The 16981-nt window shown below is 43.6% G+C and carries 17 protein-coding genes; 14 read left to right on the plus strand and 3 right to left on the minus strand.

Annotation, left to right across the window (positions count from 1 at the left end):
- Positions 1 to 148 precede the first annotated feature (148 nt).
- Positions 149 to 1348: a phosphopyruvate hydratase family protein gene (gene eno, locus H171_RS06975; protein WP_100304497.1), complete on the plus strand. Its 1200-nt coding sequence runs from the start codon at positions 149 to 151 to the stop codon at positions 1346 to 1348.
- Between the two features lie 322 nt (positions 1349 to 1670).
- Here eno and H171_RS06980 read toward each other — a convergent pair whose 3' ends face one another.
- Positions 1671 to 2393 carry a MarR family winged helix-turn-helix transcriptional regulator gene (locus H171_RS06980; RefSeq protein WP_242976900.1) on the minus strand — a complete coding sequence of 241 codons (723 nt, stop codon included), beginning with the start codon at positions 2391 to 2393 and terminating at the stop codon, positions 1671 to 1673.
- Between the two features lie 495 nt (positions 2394 to 2888).
- On the opposite strand from H171_RS06980, the gene secG reads away from it, so the two are divergent.
- From secG to ilvC, 8 genes are all read left to right on the plus strand, one after another.
- Positions 2889 to 3122 (plus strand): preprotein translocase subunit SecG, encoded by a 234-nt coding sequence (secG, locus tag H171_RS06985; protein WP_025233317.1) that lies wholly within the window; start codon positions 2889 to 2891, stop codon positions 3120 to 3122.
- Between the two features lie 266 nt (positions 3123 to 3388).
- Positions 3389 to 5497, plus strand: a complete 2109-nt coding sequence (gene rnr, locus H171_RS06990; protein ID WP_100307449.1) for a ribonuclease R — start codon at positions 3389 to 3391, stop codon at positions 5495 to 5497.
- Positions 5498 to 5511: 14 nt separating this feature from the next.
- Positions 5512 to 5979: an SsrA-binding protein SmpB gene (smpB, locus tag H171_RS06995; RefSeq protein WP_100304498.1), complete on the plus strand. Its 468-nt coding sequence runs from the start codon at positions 5512 to 5514 to the stop codon at positions 5977 to 5979.
- 86 nt (positions 5980 to 6065) lie between these two features.
- Complete coding sequence (locus H171_RS07000; protein ID WP_100304499.1) at positions 6066 to 8048, plus strand: BMP family ABC transporter substrate-binding protein; 1983 nt, start codon at positions 6066 to 6068, stop codon at positions 8046 to 8048.
- Complete coding sequence (locus tag H171_RS07005) at positions 8026 to 8631, plus strand: metallophosphoesterase family protein (RefSeq protein WP_100304500.1); 606 nt, start codon at positions 8026 to 8028, stop codon at positions 8629 to 8631. Before H171_RS07000 ends, H171_RS07005 begins: the two co-directional genes overlap by 23 nt.
- A 21-nt stretch (positions 8632 to 8652) precedes the next feature.
- Complete coding sequence (locus H171_RS24105) at positions 8653 to 8811, plus strand: hypothetical protein (protein WP_157803130.1); 159 nt, start codon at positions 8653 to 8655, stop codon at positions 8809 to 8811.
- A gap of 165 nt (positions 8812 to 8976) precedes the next feature.
- Positions 8977 to 9477 (plus strand): acetolactate synthase small subunit, encoded by a 501-nt coding sequence (ilvN, locus tag H171_RS07010; protein ID WP_100042141.1) that lies wholly within the window; start codon positions 8977 to 8979, stop codon positions 9475 to 9477.
- 111 nt (positions 9478 to 9588) lie between these two features.
- The gene (gene ilvC / locus H171_RS07015) at positions 9589 to 10599 is read left to right on the plus strand and encodes a ketol-acid reductoisomerase (RefSeq protein ID WP_025233311.1); all 1011 of its coding nucleotides are present in this window, start codon (positions 9589 to 9591) and stop codon (positions 10597 to 10599) included.
- Between the two features lie 74 nt (positions 10600 to 10673).
- On the opposite strand, the gene H171_RS07020 is transcribed toward ilvC, so the two are convergent.
- Positions 10674 to 11576, minus strand: a complete 903-nt coding sequence (locus H171_RS07020; RefSeq protein ID WP_100304501.1) for a LysR family transcriptional regulator — start codon at positions 11574 to 11576, stop codon at positions 10674 to 10676.
- 176 nt (positions 11577 to 11752) lie between these two features.
- Here H171_RS07020 and leuC point away from each other — a divergent pair, with 176 nt between their 5' ends.
- The 5 genes from leuC (at position 11753) to H171_RS07045 (ending at position 15915) form a co-directional block, all read left to right on the plus strand.
- Complete coding sequence (gene leuC, locus H171_RS07025; RefSeq protein ID WP_100304502.1) at positions 11753 to 13018, plus strand: 3-isopropylmalate dehydratase large subunit; 1266 nt, start codon at positions 11753 to 11755, stop codon at positions 13016 to 13018.
- Between the two features lie 12 nt (positions 13019 to 13030).
- On the plus strand, positions 13031 to 13519 hold the full coding sequence (leuD, locus tag H171_RS07030; protein WP_100304503.1) for a 3-isopropylmalate dehydratase small subunit: 489 nt from the start codon (positions 13031 to 13033) through the stop codon (positions 13517 to 13519).
- 145 nt (positions 13520 to 13664) lie between these two features.
- On the plus strand, positions 13665 to 14138 hold the full coding sequence (gene ybaK, locus H171_RS07035) for a Cys-tRNA(Pro) deacylase (protein ID WP_100304504.1): 474 nt from the start codon (positions 13665 to 13667) through the stop codon (positions 14136 to 14138).
- 309 nt (positions 14139 to 14447) lie between these two features.
- The gene (locus H171_RS07040) at positions 14448 to 15347 is read left to right on the plus strand and encodes a cell wall hydrolase (RefSeq protein ID WP_100304505.1); all 900 of its coding nucleotides are present in this window, start codon (positions 14448 to 14450) and stop codon (positions 15345 to 15347) included.
- A 103-nt stretch (positions 15348 to 15450) separates the two neighbouring features.
- Entirely contained in the window at positions 15451 to 15915 is a 465-nt protein-coding gene (locus tag H171_RS07045; RefSeq protein ID WP_100304506.1) for a YhcH/YjgK/YiaL family protein, read from the plus strand.
- A 51-nt stretch (positions 15916 to 15966) separates the two neighbouring features.
- Here the strand turns inward: H171_RS07045 and H171_RS07050 are convergent, their stop codons facing one another.
- Positions 15967 to 16932 carry a pectinesterase family protein gene (locus H171_RS07050; protein ID WP_100304507.1) on the minus strand — a complete coding sequence of 322 codons (966 nt, stop codon included), beginning with the start codon at positions 16930 to 16932 and terminating at the stop codon, positions 15967 to 15969.
- Positions 16933 to 16981 lie beyond the last annotated feature (49 nt).

Genomic DNA, 16981 nt, shown 5'->3' on the forward strand with positions numbered 1-16981 from the left:
AAATGCCGTTTTACAAGTATGACATCAAAGAAAGATGCCAGGATGAAAGAAAAATCTCCTGGCATCTTTTTTCTCTCTGCCTGCATGGACGTGATAAATTCCGTCAATCCTTACGGTAAGAATGTAAGAAAGGACAGGAGGCAAAAAGATGTTTAACAGCCTTGATATTATAGAAATAACAGGAAGAATTGTCCGGGATTCCTGGGGGTATCCCGGGGTAGAAGCTGAAGTGATTCTGGAAAACGGTGCTCATGGAAGAGCGACGGTTTCCCTGGGAGACACAGGAAGGGCAGAGAAACAGGCAGAGCTTGTGGGTGACTGGCTTTCAGAAACAATATTGTTTGAGGATGCATCAGACCAGGGAAGAATCGATCGGATGCTTTCCCAGGCAGCAGTGAACCGGGGAGAAGAGGTTGGGAACCAGGGTGTTCTGGCTTTATCCATGGCGGCTGCAAGAGCAGCGGGGGCAGGACTTCATCTGCCGCTTTACCGTTATCTGGGCGGAACCTCGGCTCCTGTGATGCCGGTTCCCATGATGAGTATGATAAGCGGAGGCGGCGGGGAAAAAGGTCTTGATTTTCAAGAGATCATGATTGTTCCTCAGGGAGCAAATTCCTATTCGGAAGGACTTCGCATGGGAGTGGAGATTTACCAGACATTAAAAAGGCTTTTATCCATAAGCGGCTTTAGCACCTCTACAGGAGATGGCGGCGGCTTTGAACCTGATATGAAAAATTCAGAAGAAGCATTGCATTATTTAATGGATTCCTTTAAGCTTACCGGATATAAGCCGGGGACAGACGTGCTGGTGGCCATCAATGCTGATGCAGACCGTCTGTATGTGAAAGAAGATGGCACTTACTGTTTTTCAAAGGAAAGCAGGAAAGGTGGAATCTCCATAAACAGGGCGCAAAAGGATATGCTCGCCTATTATCTGAGGCTGGCGGACGGCTTTCCCATCTGTGCGGTCCTAAATGGTCTTTGGAAAGAAGATCTGGAAGGACGAGAACAAATGATGAAGCTCTTGGAGCACCGTACGCTTTTGGTATCCGATGATTTTGCTGCGGCTAATGCGACGATCATCCGTATGGAACAGGCGGGGACTGTAACCGGGGCGTTGGAAATGGTGGAGAAGGCAAGAAAAGCCGGACATAAAGTGATCATTGCCAGCGATGGAAAGGATACGGAAGAGTCATTCCTGGCGGATATGGCAGCAGCTGTCGGTGCCGATTATGTGAAGAGCGGAGCACCGTGCAGAGGAGAATGCATCTCCAAATACAATGAACTTTTGCGCATTGAAGAATTTTATAGAAAATTTGGACGGGCTGTTATGGAATATTCTAACTGACCGGCCGAAGGAAAAAAAGTACAGTAGTGCCTGGAGAAGCATGAAAAAGGCAGCGTTTTTTACGGCCGCTGCCTTTTTCATGCTGTTTTAACCGATAACTGGCTGTATTAAAAATCAGCATAAACTGTATTCCCAATTACCAGCACGCCCCATCTTTTTGCCCCAAGATGGTGCGAATGAGATGATTTACGCCATATATAAAAAGTATAATAAAAGACATGATTGCTCCTTTCTGCCTGAAAAAAGGCGTAAAAAAATAAAGCGCTGCCAATCGGCTTTCAGAAAGACAGCGCCTATGCTGTTATTAGCAGGATATCGTTGCTTATTCTTCGTCAATGTGAGGAGCTTCATTCAGCGGAGACATATGCCTGCCGCCACCATGTCTGCCAAAGCAATTGGAACCGTGTCCGTTGAACCTTGGATCATTGTGGCCCGGTTCAAAATGTCCGGCGCCGTGCGAGCCTCCCGGTCTTCTGTCTGGACAGCCATGAAAGCATTCCCTGCGGTCAAAAGGATGTCTGCCCCCACGCATAAACATCATGTCAAACCTTTCATCACCCAGTCTTTCACGTGCAGAGCGCATCCATTCAAGCCTTTCGTCATCTTCATCATCACCAAGCTGGGCTTCAAGTACCTCAGTGATGCGGTCGAGATACTCACCAAAGACCATTTGTTCCTCCTCGTTGAGACAACTGAAGATATCTTCGAAATTCGGGCGGGGCTGCTGCTCATTCTTTCCTTTTTCCGTTAGCTGTACCAACATGACGCGTCTGTCAGCTTCTGAAGGGGTGCGGGTGATATAACCGCCTTTCTCCAGTTTGTTAAGAAGCTCGTTAAGAGATTGTATCCGGATGCCTAACAGATAAGACAGGTCTTTTGTGCTGATTTCAGATTGTATTTTTAGCATCGCCAGAACCCTGCCTTGCCCGCGGGTTGGATCAGCCATGGGTCCATGTTCCGCATGTTTCTGTAAATGGTGGCGCTGCAAGAGCCATTGCAGCTTTGAAAATTTTTCGTAAAGTTCTGTAAAGTTATCTTCCATCATATTATAAACCTCCTAAAATTGAATATTCATCAGGTACCTTAAATATATTGTAACGGTACCTGATAGAAATGTCAAGAAAAATTTCATAAGGTACCTGTTTATTTCATATGCCTTAGTTTTTGTTATTATAAATTCCTTATAAAAGCAAAAGGAAATTAAATTTATAAAAGCGAAAAAGTCTGAATATAGGAACAATGGGATAACATACCTGGCGCGTGATGCCAAAGATGAAGAATAATGATATAATAAGGAGGGATGCGATGAAAATCATATTATGAAAAGTTTTGCGGGGATAAGAGATAAATGCTTATCAAAGGTGAGTGAGCGATTAAGACGCTTCTATAATAATAAGGTCAGAAAAACAGGGAGAGCTTCTTTATAAAACATCATGTAACAAGGGCACATGATGATTGAATATAAAAATATAAAAATATATTGTATTTTCAGAAAAATTATGGTATGATATCCTTTGTTTGACTATAGGAGGTGGGAAACGTGATCAGGATTATTTTATCAATCATATTTGTTATCATATGTGTTGCTTTATCAGCAATAATCCTTTTACAGGAAGGAAAGAGTCAGGGCCTGGGTTCTATCGGCGGTATGGCTGATACCTACTGGGGCAGAAATAAAGGCCGTTCCATGGAAGGAAAACTGGAGAAATTCACAAAATACGGTGCAGTCCTGTTTTTCATTTTGGCGCTGGTACTGAATCTGAATATACTGTAAAGATTAAACACTCTTGTGATATGGCAACAAGGGTGTTTTTTTCGCATTATAGGGAAGTTTCGTAATACCTACTGGTAAAGTGCAGATAATATATTATGGCTTATCGGAACTTGTAAAGCAAGTTTCGATATAAGGGCTATTTTTAGCCCTTCCATACGATTATCGGAAGTGCTTCTTGCTTCCGATAAAAAAGAAATGATTAAAAAATAGATAAAAATCAAGAGAGGAAGACAATGACAGAAGAACAGTTAACGCAAAGAAAAGCCATGCTTCTCCAGCTGATAAATGATCCTGCCTATGCACCTATGAAATTAAAGGAATTAGCCATTCTCTTTGACATTCCAAAGGATCAGAGGGAAGATTTAAAAGAGGTACTGGATACCCTTTTGGCAGAAGGAAAGATTGGTATATCACAAAAAGGAAAATATGGTAAGCCAGATATCGGCTCCATTGCCGGTGTGTTTTCCGGACACTCTAAGGGTTTTGGGTTTGTAGCGGTAGAAGGGCTGGATCAGGATATTTTTATTCCGGAAGACAAGACAGGCGGAGCGCTTCACGGTGATACCGTGCTGATTACTGCAGAATCAAAGTCAGGAAACGGAAAAAGAGCTGAGGGCCATGTGATCAAGGTGCTTGTCCATGCAAATGAGCAGATCATAGGGTTCTATCAGAAAAATAAAAATTTTGGTTTCGTTATTCCGGACAACCAGAAGATTTCTAAGGATGTGTTCATTCCTCAGGGCAAGGACATGGGAGCCGTGACCGGTCATAAGGTTGTGGTTAGAGTTACAGATTTCGGCGGACCGGAACGTAAACCGGAAGGGATGATAACCGAAATAATTGGCCACGTCAATGACCCTGGCACGGATATTCTTTCGATTGTAAGAGCATATGGACTTCCGGAGGAATTCCCGGACAGCGTAATGAAGCAGGTGGAAGCAGTACCTGATGCAGTGACCGGAAAAGATATGCAGGGCCGTCTTGATTTGAGAAATTTACAGACAGTTACCATTGATGGAGAAGATGCAAAAGATCTTGACGATGCTATTACTATATCTAAAAAAGATCGTGTCTATACTTTAGGCGTTCACATCGCTGATGTTACGAATTATGTAACGGAAAACAGCCCTTTGGATGAGGAAGCATTGAGACGGGGAACCAGCGTTTATCTTGTGGACCGGGTAATTCCCATGCTGCCTCATAAGCTGTCAAATGGGATTTGTTCCCTAAATCAGGGAGAAGACCGGCTGGCCTTAAGCTGCATCATGGACATTGATGAAAACGGTAATGTAATGGGACACAGGATAGCAGAAACCATCATAAACGTGGATCGGAGAATGACCTATACGGCAGTCAACGCCATTATCTCTGACCGGGATGAGTCGGTTATGAAGGAATACGAAGCCTTTGTTTCCATGTTTGATCAGATGAAGGAACTGGCTGATATTCTGCGGGAGAAGAGAAAGAAGAGAGGCTCCATTGATTTTGATTTCCCGGAAACCAAGGTGATTCTTGATGAACGGGGAAAGCCTTTGGAAATCAAGCCCTACGAGAGAAATGCAGCAACTAAAATCATTGAAGATTTTATGCTGATGGCAAATGAGACAGTTGCAGAGGATTATTTCTGGCAGGAGATTCCTTTCCTTTACCGGACCCATGACAACCCGGATCCGGAAAAGATGAAGAGCCTTGCCACTTTGATTAATAATTTCGGATACTCCATCCGTTTTCATAATGGTGAGGTTTACCCGAAGGAAGTACAGAAGCTGCTTGCCAATGCGGAGGATACGCCAGAGGAGGCACTGATCAGCCGTCTGGCCCTTCGTTCTATGAAGCAGGCTAAATATACAGTGTCAAATACCGGGCATTTTGGCCTGGCGGCTAAATATTATACTCACTTTACTTCTCCAATCAGAAGGTACCCGGACTTACAGATCCACCGAATCATTAAGGAGAATTTAAGGTCAGGCTTAGCTGGAAAAAGGATCAGCCATTACGATAAGATTCTTCAGCAGGTAGCCGTCCAGTCTTCTGCCATGGAGCGGAGAGCCGATGAAGCAGAGCGGGAGACCATTAAGCTTAAAAAGTGTGAGTATATGTCTAAACACATTGGGGAAGAGTTTGACGGAGTGATTTCCGGTGTGACAAACTGGGGGCTTTATGTGGAGCTTTCCAACACCGTGGAAGGCTTGATCCATGTGAATCAGCTCCAGGATGATTATTATCACTTTGATGAAGAGCATTATGAGCTGGTAGGTGAAATGACAAGGAAAACCTTTAAACTAGGTCAGCCTATCAGGGTCATGGTATTGGGTACGGATAAGCTTTTGCGTACCATCGACTTTATTCCGGCGAAGAGTTTTGATGAGGAATAACAGGAGGAATGAAAATGGGGAAAGAGAGTTTCAAATTAATTGCCAATAACAAAAAGGCATATCACGATTATTTTATAGATGAAAAATTCGAGGCTGGTATTGAACTTGCCGGAACAGAAGTAAAATCCATCCGCATGGGCAAATGCAGCATTAAAGAGTCCTTTGTGAGAATCGATAAAGGAGAGGTTTATGTCTGCGGCATGAACATCAGCCCGTATGAAAAAGGGAATATCTTTAACAAGGACCCGCTAAGGGTCAGAAAGCTGCTGCTTCACAGGGCTGAGATCGGAAAGCTGGATGCAAAGATTGCTCAAAAGGGCTATACCCTGGTCCCTCTGCAGGTATATTTTAAAGGCAGCCTGGTGAAAGTGGAGATCGGCCTTGCCAGAGGTAAAAAGCTATACGATAAGAGAGATGACATTGCGAAAAAGGATCAGAAAAGAGAACTGGAAAGAGACTTTAAGGTGAGAAATCTTTCATAGAGTGCCACTTTAAGCCTCCTGAATAATCTGTACAGAAAGCTGTTTTAATGCTAAAATAACCTTAGAAAATGTTGGAGGGAAAATGGATGGCATTATATGATTACGTAGGGGCGTTAAAGCGGGGCCGAAGGCGATATCAGGCTTCTGTGTCAAAGGGAGAATATCCGTATCTGCCGGTCCTGGATCAGATCCTGTCTTATACGGATATTGTTTCAGAAGTGAATTTGGGAATCATGGATATTCCTCTGGAAAAGGTGGTGGGTACGAAAACGGAGGGACGCACCAGCGCCTTTGCCAGTAATTTCATGCCTCTATTGTCGGAGAAATCGGAATTTGGGGCGAAATGGGCATATTTATATGACCATCAGATTGAAGAGGGGATCCATGATCCTATTGAAGTCTTTGAATTTATGAACCAGTATTATGTTCAGGAAGGCAATAAAAGGGTCAGCGTCTTAAAATATGTTGGTGCTTTCAGCATCTCTGCCTCTGTAACCCGCCTGATTCCAAAGAGGACTGATGATTTAGATAACAGGCTTTACTATGAATTCCTGGATTTTTACCAGGTTTCCTTTAACTGTGATGTCTGGTTTAGTAAAGAAGGGAGCTACGACAAGCTGATAAAGGCAATGAATAAGAATCCGGGAGAGCCTTGGAGTGAGGATGACAGGATCATCTTCAAATCCGCTTATGACCGTTTTTCCAAAGCATTCCATGCCTTTGGCGGCGATGATTACGATATGACGTGTTCGGATGCGTTCCTTGTTTACGTGGAACTGTTCGGATACCGAATCGTGAAAGACCGGATTGAAGGGCAGATAAAAAAGGACTTGGTCAGAATGAAGGATGAACTGCTCCTGGCCTCCAGAGGCAATAAGATCACTTTGGTTGAACAGCCGGAAGAAATAGAGGAATCATCGGACAATAGCCCCCTTAAGCTCATTAATTGGCTGCGCCCGTTCCAGTCCATTGAACCGGAGATGCTAAAGATTGCATTTATCCATGCAAAAACAGCAGAAACTTCCAGCTGGGCTTATGGGCATGAGCTGGGCAGGATGTATTTAGAGCAGGCTTTTAACGGAGCCGTACAAACGGTTGCATTTTTTAATGCAGATTCTGAGCAGGAGATCGCTAATGCCATTGAACTGGCCATTGGGGCCAGGTGCAACGTAATATTTACTACGGCCTCCCAGATGATCAATTTAAGTGTGAAGGCTGCAATCGATCATCCGGAAGTAAAGGTGTTCAACTGTTCCGTTAATATGTCCTATTCTTCCATCTGTACCTATTATGGAAGAATGTATGAATCGAAATTCCTAATGGGCGCTTTGGCAGCTTCCATGTCCCAGGCCGAGAAGATCGGATATATTGCTGATTATCCGATCTACGGCACCATTGCTAATATCAATGCCTTTGCCCTGGGAGCCAGAATGATCAATCCTTATGCCAAGGTGTACTTAGAATGGTCAAGGGTAAAGGACCGTGATGCTCACGCGGAGTTGGAAAAAGAGAAGGTCACCTTTATTTCAGGTGATGACATGATAACTCCTCAGACGCCCACCAGAGAATATGGACTTTACCAGAAGAACCCTGATGGAACCCTGAAAAATCTGGCGACTCCTATCTGGCATTGGGGAAAGTTTTACGAAAGAATTGTTAATATTATATGCCATGGAGATTTCGGCAGGAAGGAAATGAAAGGGAAACAGGCCATCAATTACTGGTGGGGGATGTCGGCAGATGTGATCGATGTCATTTGCTCTCATAATCTGCCTCACGGAACCAGCCGGTTAATTACACTTTTGAGGAATTCCATACGGGCTGGAAGCTTTCAGCCTTTTGAAGGAACCATTTATTCTCAGGACGGACAAATCCAGTGCAGGGAAAACGAAAGTCTTACTCCGGAAGATATAACTACCATGAACTGGCTGACAGAAAATGTCGTAGGACAGATTCCGGAATTTGATGAGCTTACGGAAGAGGCTCGGTCTCTGGTACGTCTCCAGGGACAGACAATATACGAGAACATGGATATGGAGGAACAGCGTGAAGATCCTGGTACTGTCTGACCATGAGTCAAAATCACTTTATGAATACTATTCACCGGAAAAATTGCAGGATATTGATCTAATTATTTCCTGTGGAGATCTACGAGCGAATTATCTTACGTTTTTTGCAACATTTTCCCATGCCCCGGTCTATTATGTCCGGGGAAACCACGATTGCAGGTATGAGGAATGCCCACCTGAAGGATGTACCTGCATTGAAGATGATATCATAACCTACAAGGGAATCCGGATTATGGGCCTGGGCGGTTCCATGCAGTATATTCCAGGCTCACCGAACCAGTATACGGAACGGGGAATGGAGCGGAGAATCAAAAAGATGTGGTGGAAGCTTAAGAAGAACAAAGGTTTTGATATTCTTGTCACCCATGCTCCGGCATTTGAACTCAACGACTTACCCGATCTGCCTCACCAGGGATTTACCTGTTTTAAAGCACTGATGGACAAGTATTCTCCCAAATATTTTCTTCATGGACATGTCCATGCCAATTATGGTAAGAGTTTTAAGAGGGAAGACCAGTATGGCTGTACAAAGGTCGTAAATGCCTATGAGTATTATATTATAGAGTATCCGGGGAATCCGTAATAAGAGTTAAATGCAAAAGTCATGGAATCAGACATTGATTCCTTATATGGAGCTTTGACGGTCATTGTGGTGCTTGCGGACCGGGCAGTGTTAACGTATCTGTATGACGGATCTTTGGGTATGGAAATACGGAACACCCCCAGGCCAAGCCAAGGAAAGAACATGCAATTAAATACATAGATTAGAAGAAACAGAAAAAAGAGGTCTGCGTTGATAAGACGCGGGCCTCTTTGCTTTATTTTTAGGTATAACCTCAAATTATGATACACATTCCTATTAATTAGTTGACAAAAAGATGCTGGATTGTTATCATTTAAGTTACTATACAAAAAGGCGGGGATATGGATGGAGAGAATCGTATTATCATTGTTGGTTGATAACACCTCCGGCGTTTTGAGCCGTGTAGCCGGACTGTTCAGCCGCCGTGGCTATAATATTGAAAGCCTTACGGTGGGTGTGACTGCGGATGAGAGATATTCCAGAATGACGGTGGTGTCCACAGGCGATCAGGAGATTTTAGACCAAATTGAAAAACAGCTGAGAAAGCTGGAAGATGTCAGGGATATCAAAGAATTAAAGCCAGGTCATTCTGTTTACAGGGAGCTTATACTGGTCAAGGTGCATGCGAATGCCAGCCAGCGTCAGGCGATTTGTGCCATAGCTGATATTTTCAGAGCCACCATTGTTGATGTTGGCAAAGATTCCGTAACCGTCATGCTTACAGGAGATCAGTCCAAGCTTGATGCAGTTCTTAACCTGCTTGAAGATTATGAAATATTAGAGCTTGCCAGAACTGGTCTCACAGGACTTTCCAGAGGCTCTGACGATATTCGGTATCTGCCTTAGGCAGTCAGGATTTGTAAGCTAGAGGTTATTGCCAAAGGCGGACAGTGAGCCGTCGGCATGGTTCCTTTAACAAAATATATCAAGAGTCAGTATATGAGGAGGAAATAAAAGATGGCAAAGATTTACTATCAGGAAGATTGCAATTTATCCTTATTGGAAGGTAAGACCATTGCAGTTATTGGATACGGCAGCCAGGGCCATGCCCATGCGCTTAATTTAAAGGAGTCTGGATGTAATGTCGTTGTAGGACTTTATGAGGGAAGCAGTTCCTGGGCAAAGGCAGAGGCACAGGGGTTAACCGTTTATACAGCAGCAGAAGCTGCAAAGAAGGCTGACATCATTATGATCTTAATCAATGATGAGAAGCAGGCTGCTATGTACAAGGAATCTGTAGAGCCTAATTTAAAGGATGGGGACATGCTGATGTTTGCCCATGGTTTTGCCGTTCATTTTGGACAGATCGTTCCTCCTAAGAATGTTGATGTTACCATGATCGCACCAAAGGCACCCGGCCATACCGTAAGAAATGAATATTTGGTAGGCAGAGGAACCCCATGTCTGGTTGCTGTTCATCAGGATTATACAGGCAAGGCAAAGGACAAGGCCCTGGCTTATGCATTAGCCCTGGGCGGCGCAAGAGCCGGCGTACTGGAGACAACCTTTAAGGATGAGACAGAAACAGACCTTTTTGGTGAGCAGGCAGTATTATGCGGAGGCGTATGCGCTCTGATGAAGGCTGGCTTTGAAACCTTGGTAGAAGCAGGATATGCTCCTGAGAATGCTTATTTTGAATGTATTCACGAGATGAAGCTGATCGTAGACCTGATTTTTGAAAGCGGCTTCGCAGGCATGAGATATTCTGTTTCCAATACTGCGGAATACGGTGATTACATCACAGGACCAAAGATCGTTACCGATGAGACCAAGAAGGCGATGAAGCAGGTTCTTACTGATATTCAGAATGGAAACTTTGCTAAGGACTGGTTGCTTGAGAATCAGGTAGGATGCGCTCACTTTAATGCTGTCAGAAAAAAAGAAGCTTCCCACCAGTTGGAAAAGGTAGGCAGCGAGCTACGTAAGCTTTACAGCTGGAACGACGGCGGAAAGCTGATTGATAACTAAGTTTTATAGCCGCAGGCGGCGGCCTGTTAAATAAAAGATCCCGGAAAAAGACTTGCTTTTTCCGGGATCTTTATTTACTTGAGCAATGAGCCGGCTCCTCTCATGGCATTAAAAAAGTTCTCCATAGCCGTGGATAATCCATTTGGATTATAAGCAAATCCAACGGTTCTCTTCTTAATCGCCGTCTCCATGGGAATCTGGACCAAATCTCCCCGGTCCAGTTCATCCTGGACAAATTCCTTGATCACACATCCGATCCCCAGTCCGATTTTGGCAAATTCGATCAGCAGATCCATGGTAGTGACCTCCAAAAGCTGATTTGGTACAATCTGATTTTCTTTCAGATATTCATCAATATACTTTCTGGTCATGTTGTTCTTATCCAAAAGAAGGATATTTCCTGTCTGAAAGAAATCCGCCTCCGGTCCTTCTCTTAAATACAGGTTATCCAGATAAGATTTCGTAGCCACGAAAATATCATGGATGTCCATAACCGGCTGAAACAAAAGAGGTCGCCGGCTGCTGGGCTCTGCAATCAGACCCAGATCAATGCGCTGCTGTTCCAGCATAATGATTGTATGGGAGGTTGACTGGCTTTCAATGGAAATCTTAATATGAGGATACTTCTCAATGAATCCCTTTAAATAAGGAAGAAGGATATACTTGCAAAGAGTATTGCTGACACCTATTTTCAAGTGTCCGATATTAAAATCCTTCACCCGCTTCAGTTCCAGTTCCCCGCGGTTTAATTCTTCAAAAGCTGCTTTTGTATGATTATATAGAAGCTTTCCTTCTTCGGTGAGCTGTACACCTCTTGAATTCCTTGTAAATAATATCACCTCCAGGCTGTCTTCCAGCTTGCTGATTGATTTACTGATGGCAGGCTGGCTGATATAAAGCTCTTTAGCAGCTTTTGAGATATTTCCGGCTTTGGCAACTTCATAAAATATCTTATATTGGGAAAGGTTATGATCCATGATAAGTCTTCCTCTCATTGAACGATACGTTTTGTACCATTTTATAACTAACTATTATATTAAATATTCGTATTATGTATTTCTATTATACCAATAAGTGTGTTAAAATGTAAAGCGAGAAAAAGATGTTACAATTTAAACTGTAATAGTGATAAATGAACAGGAGGACGCAGACAATGGGAATGACGATGACCCAGAAAATATTGGCAGCCCATGCAGGGCTTTCCGAGGTAAAGGCAGGCCAGCTGATCGAAGCAGAACTGGATCTGGTATTGGGGAATGATATCACATCTCCGGTTGCCATTAAGGAGATGGAGAAGTTTGATAAAGATACAATTTTTCATAAAGATAAGATTGCCCTGGTCATGGACCACTTTATTCCAAATAAGGATATTAAATCAGCAGAAAACTGCAAATGCTGCCGTGATTTTGCCGGCAAACACGAAATTACCAATTATTTCGATGTAGGTCAGATGGGAATCGAACATGCCCTTCTTCCGGAAAAAGGACTGGTGGTTGCAGGAGATGCAGTCATTGGAGCGGACTCCCATACATGTACCTATGGAGCACTGGGAGCTTTTTCTACCGGTGTAGGCAGTACGGATATGGCGGCAGGTATGGTAACAGGAAAGGCCTGGTTCAAGGTGCCGACCGCAATTAAGTTTGAACTGGTGGGGAAACCTTCCAAATGGGTAAGCGGCAAGGATGTTATTTTGCATATCATAGGCATGATCGGTGTAGACGGTGCTTTATATAAGTCAATGGAATTTTCCGGAGAGGGTATCAGGAATTTAACCATGGATGACCGTTTTACTATTTGCAACATGGCCATTGAGGCTGGCGGGAAGAACGGTATTTTCCCGGTGGATGATCTTGCAATCCAGTACATAAAGGATCATTCAAAGCGTGATTATAAAATCTATGAGGCGGATGCGGATGCAGAATATGAGGCAGTTTATACCATTGACTTATCCAAATTAGAGCCAACGGTTTCTTTCCCCCACCTTCCTGAAAATACCAGGACCATCGGCACGTTTGGTGAAATTAAAGTAGATCAGTCGGTAATCGGCTCCTGTACCAACGGCCGGCTTGATGATATGCGCATAGCAGCCGCTGTCATGAAAGGACATAAAGTGGCAAAAAATGTACGCTGTATCGTGATTCCGGCTACTCAGGAAATCTATTTGCAGTCTATGAGGGAGGGCCTTTTAGAAATCTTTATTGAAGCCGGAGCTGTAGTCAGCACACCAACCTGCGGACCGTGCCTTGGCGGCTATATGGGTATTCTGGCGGCAGGAGAGCGCTGCATCTCTACCACCAACCGTAATTTTGTTGGACGTATGGGTCATGTGGAATCAGAAGTATATTTAGCCAACCCTGCAGTGGCTGCTGCAAGTGCGATTACCGGTCATATATGTGCGCCGGATGAACTGGGATTATAGGAGGTTGTAAATATGAAGGCATGTGGATCTGTTTTTAAATATGGAGATAATGTGGACACGGATGTTATCATTCCGGCAAGATATTTGAATATTACAGATGGGAAAGAGCTGGCTAAGCACTGTATGGAGGATATTGACAAGGAATTTGTTACCAATGTAAAAAATGGAGATATTATTGTCGCAAATAAAAACTTTGGATGCGGTTCTTCCAGAGAGCATGCGCCCCTTGTTATCAAATGTGCAGGAATAAGCTGTGTGATTGCCGAAACTTTTGCCAGGATTTTCTACCGGAATGCAATTAATATCGGCCTTCCTATTATAGAATGCCCGGAAGCTGCCAGAGCCATTCAGGCAGGAGATGAGGTTATGGTTGATTTTGACAGCGGTATTATCACCAATAAAACCACCGGTGAATCCTTTGAGGGGCAGGCATTTCCTCCCTTTATGCAGGGGATCATTTCAGCGGGAGGGTTATTTCCCTATATTAATAAGAAGAGATAGCTTTTTTCCATGGAAATTAAGTCCGTAACTGTCAGGAATTGTATTTGACAGTTACGGACCTTTTTGCTGTGGGAAATGTTTTTCCGGCATTGCCAATAAAAGAAATGCATATTATAATTAAAAAAAATTCTAGGAGTTGATCTATATGGTAAAGACAAATGCAATGAGAATGCTTGACAAGGCAAAGGTCGAGTATACCACCAGGGAATATGAAGTAGACGAGCAGGATCTATCCGGCAGCCATGCAGCAGATATGATGGGGGCAGATCATGGAAGCGTATTTAAAACTCTTGTATTAAAAGGAGAAAAAATAGGATATCTGGTCTGCTGCATTCCGGTTGATGGGGAACTGGATTTGAAAAAAGTGGCGAAGGCTGCCGGAGATAAGAAGGTAGAGATGATTCCCATGAAGGATTTGCAGGGAATCACAGGATATATACGCGGAGGCTGTTCTCCCATCGGCATGAAAAAACAATTTCCTACATTTGTCGAAGAAACGGCCCGCTCTTATGAGGAAATTGTCGTCAGCGGAGGCTTAAGAGGACAGCAAATCGTCATTGCTCCCCAGGCCCTTGTTGCGTTTATAAAGGGCAGTTTTGCCCCCCTTACCCATAATTAGTTTACATAATACAAGAAATGCTGTGGACAAGTCATACAGTTGAAGTTGAATAATTAACATAAATGTAACACTATTGTAAAATATGAGTGCAATAATAGCATAAAAAGCAGGGAAATACCTGGGGTGAAATAGTGTATAATGCACAAATGAAAAAGGGGGATGAAAATTTAGAAATTAAAATATCACAAAAATGTTAAATGGGCATTGACTTTTTTGGCAGGCTTCTTCTATAATTACGGACGTCACCAGGAAACGGCTGTGGAATGTAACCCAGCCCAGGCAAGTGATATAAGAGAAAGAGGTGTATATATGCTTACACTACGCTCTATCCTTCAACAGATTTGTCAATTCTTCAGAGGGATGTCCTTTAAGGTCACAAAGCGGATGTATCGTTCTTCCGCAGTTTTTATGGCGGGTGCGGCAATTATTACTGTTGTGGCGTTTACCTCAGCAGGATTTGGAAGCGGCGGCAGAAATGCTTTAACGGCATTTGCGGAAACGCCGGAGTCAGAAGACTCTCCGGATAAAGAAGAAGTAAAAGATGAAACAGTGAATGAAGAAACCGTTACCCAGGAAAAAGCCCAGATAAAACTTACGGAAGTCAGAATGCAGGCTCAACAGCTGGCCGGTGATTTCCTGGAAAAAGATGTGATCCTGAAACAGGAACAGGCGGAGGAGTCCAAGGCAGAGATTGAGCGAATCAATACGAAGATCGCCATGGAAGAAGAGGCTAAACGGCAGGCAGAGGAAGCAGCTAAAAAAGCGGCGGAAGCAAAGAAAGCGGCAGAAGAGGCAGCAAAGAAGGCAGAGGAAGAAAAGGCTGCTCATTCTACGTCAGTGACTCAGGACGATTATCAGGTCCTGCTGAAGATCGTGCAGGCGGAAGCCGGTATTTGCGACGACAAGGGTAAGATCCTTGTGGCCAACGTAATTATTAACCGCGTAAAGAGCGGAAAATTTCCCGACACGGTGAAAGGAGTCGTCTATGAACCCTCCCAGTTTTCACCGGTATCAAACGGCAGTATTAATTCCGTAAAAGTGACAGATGATACGAAACAGTGTGTTGACCGTGCGCTGTCAGGAGAGGATTATTCCAACGGAGCCCTGTATTTTATGAATCGGGGTGGCTCCAGAAGAGGTGCTATCAGCTGGTTTGATTCCCATCTGACTTATCTATTTCAGCATGGCAACCATGAATTTTTTAAATAAAAACATTGTAGAATATTCTGCTTTCGGTGTATACTATATGTGCATGCAGGTACCCCTTGAATCTGCGGCCAAACGATACGATACATAAAAGGAGAATAGGATTATGATTTTTGATTCGGCAAAAAACCTTGATTTTTACAGAAGCCTTGGAGTGGACGGAAGATACGAAAAGGCAGTTAATTTTCTTAAGAACACTGATTTAGAGAGCCTGGCGCCAGGCAAATATGAGATTGACGGCAAGAATGTTTTTGCGAATGTAACTGAGTATACGACGGTTCCTTGGGAGGAAGCCAAGTACGAAGCTCACCATAATTACACAGATATTCAATATGTGATATCCGGTTCTGAAACCATGACATATGCACGGATCGATGAACTGAATGAAAAGGTACCTTATAACGAAGAAAAAGATGTTGTATTTTACGACAATGAAAATCCAGGCTTAAAAGTAGTGGTAAAAGCTGGAGAATATATGATTTTCAATCCCTGGGATGGTCACAAGCCAAAAGCAGCTGTAAGTGAACCGGCTTTGATTAAAAAAGTGATTGTTAAGATCAAAGAGAACTAATTAAAAAACGGGAACCGATCCTTTTTCAAAGGATCAGCTCCCGTTTTCTTTTTATGGATTCCAGTTGTCCGGACCGGACAGGACTGCTTCTTTTGTGAAACTTTTACGATCAGTTTCTGTCAGCCGGTGAATCCAGTCCGGCCGTTTTTCCATCTCGGCACCAGGGCCGTAACTGCCATATTCGCCGTAGAAGGTATGTTTATGGGCAGCTTCCTTGTTCCAGTCATGCCAGCCTTCTTTGCAGATATGATTATCCATAAAGCAGTTTATCAGCACGGTTTTCCCATACTCTCTCCATGGACGACCAAGGTAAGCGTTGTCAGAAGGGCAGTTGCCCTCAAAGCGGCAATTTGCCATGACATAGCCATATTCCTGTCCTTTTGGAGTAGAGGCGGCAGTTACATAGCTGCTGATCTCAATCCCCGTATATTTGGAAAAGAAGGTGCAGCCTTCAAAATAAGCGGTTGCGCTGCCGAAAATAAAGTCAATGTCCCCTTCTAAGTAACAGTTTTTATAATAGTGCCGGCCGTTGATCCGGGGAGAATGCTGCTTTGGTCCAATAAAACCATTGGGTTCGATTTCCTTTGGAGGAAGGGGACCTGTAAAAAGAGTATCCTGGTTTCCTAAGAAACGACAGTTTTCAAAAAACAACCGGTCTCCATCGGCATAAAGGGCCAAAGCCTGTCCGACATCGGTGCCAATTCCCGCGCTGTTTTCAAATGTAAGATTCTTAGCGGTAAAATCATGGGTATCGATCAGGCAGGAATAGGTGCGGAAGGTGCCACGCTTCATCCCATCCTCCATGGTCATGCGGGCATAAAGGCCGTAAGAGAGTATGGTGCTTTCTGCATCTTCCCCGACAAAGGTTACATGAGGAACCGTTACGGCTATCTGCTCTTCATAAAAACCCTTGTGTATGTAGAGGACCTGTTCCTCCGTATGATCAGTTGGAAGAGAACGAAGTGCCTCTCCAATGCTTGTAAAATCTCCTGTACCATCTTTTGAAATATGAATCATAATTTTCCCTTCTTTTGCTTATTGTACACAAAATGCATAATATATATTT

The sequence above is a fragment of the [Clostridium] celerecrescens 18A genome (assembly GCF_002797975.1).
In the GTDB taxonomy this organism is placed as follows: Bacteria; Bacillota; Clostridia; order Lachnospirales; family Lachnospiraceae; genus Lacrimispora; species Lacrimispora celerecrescens.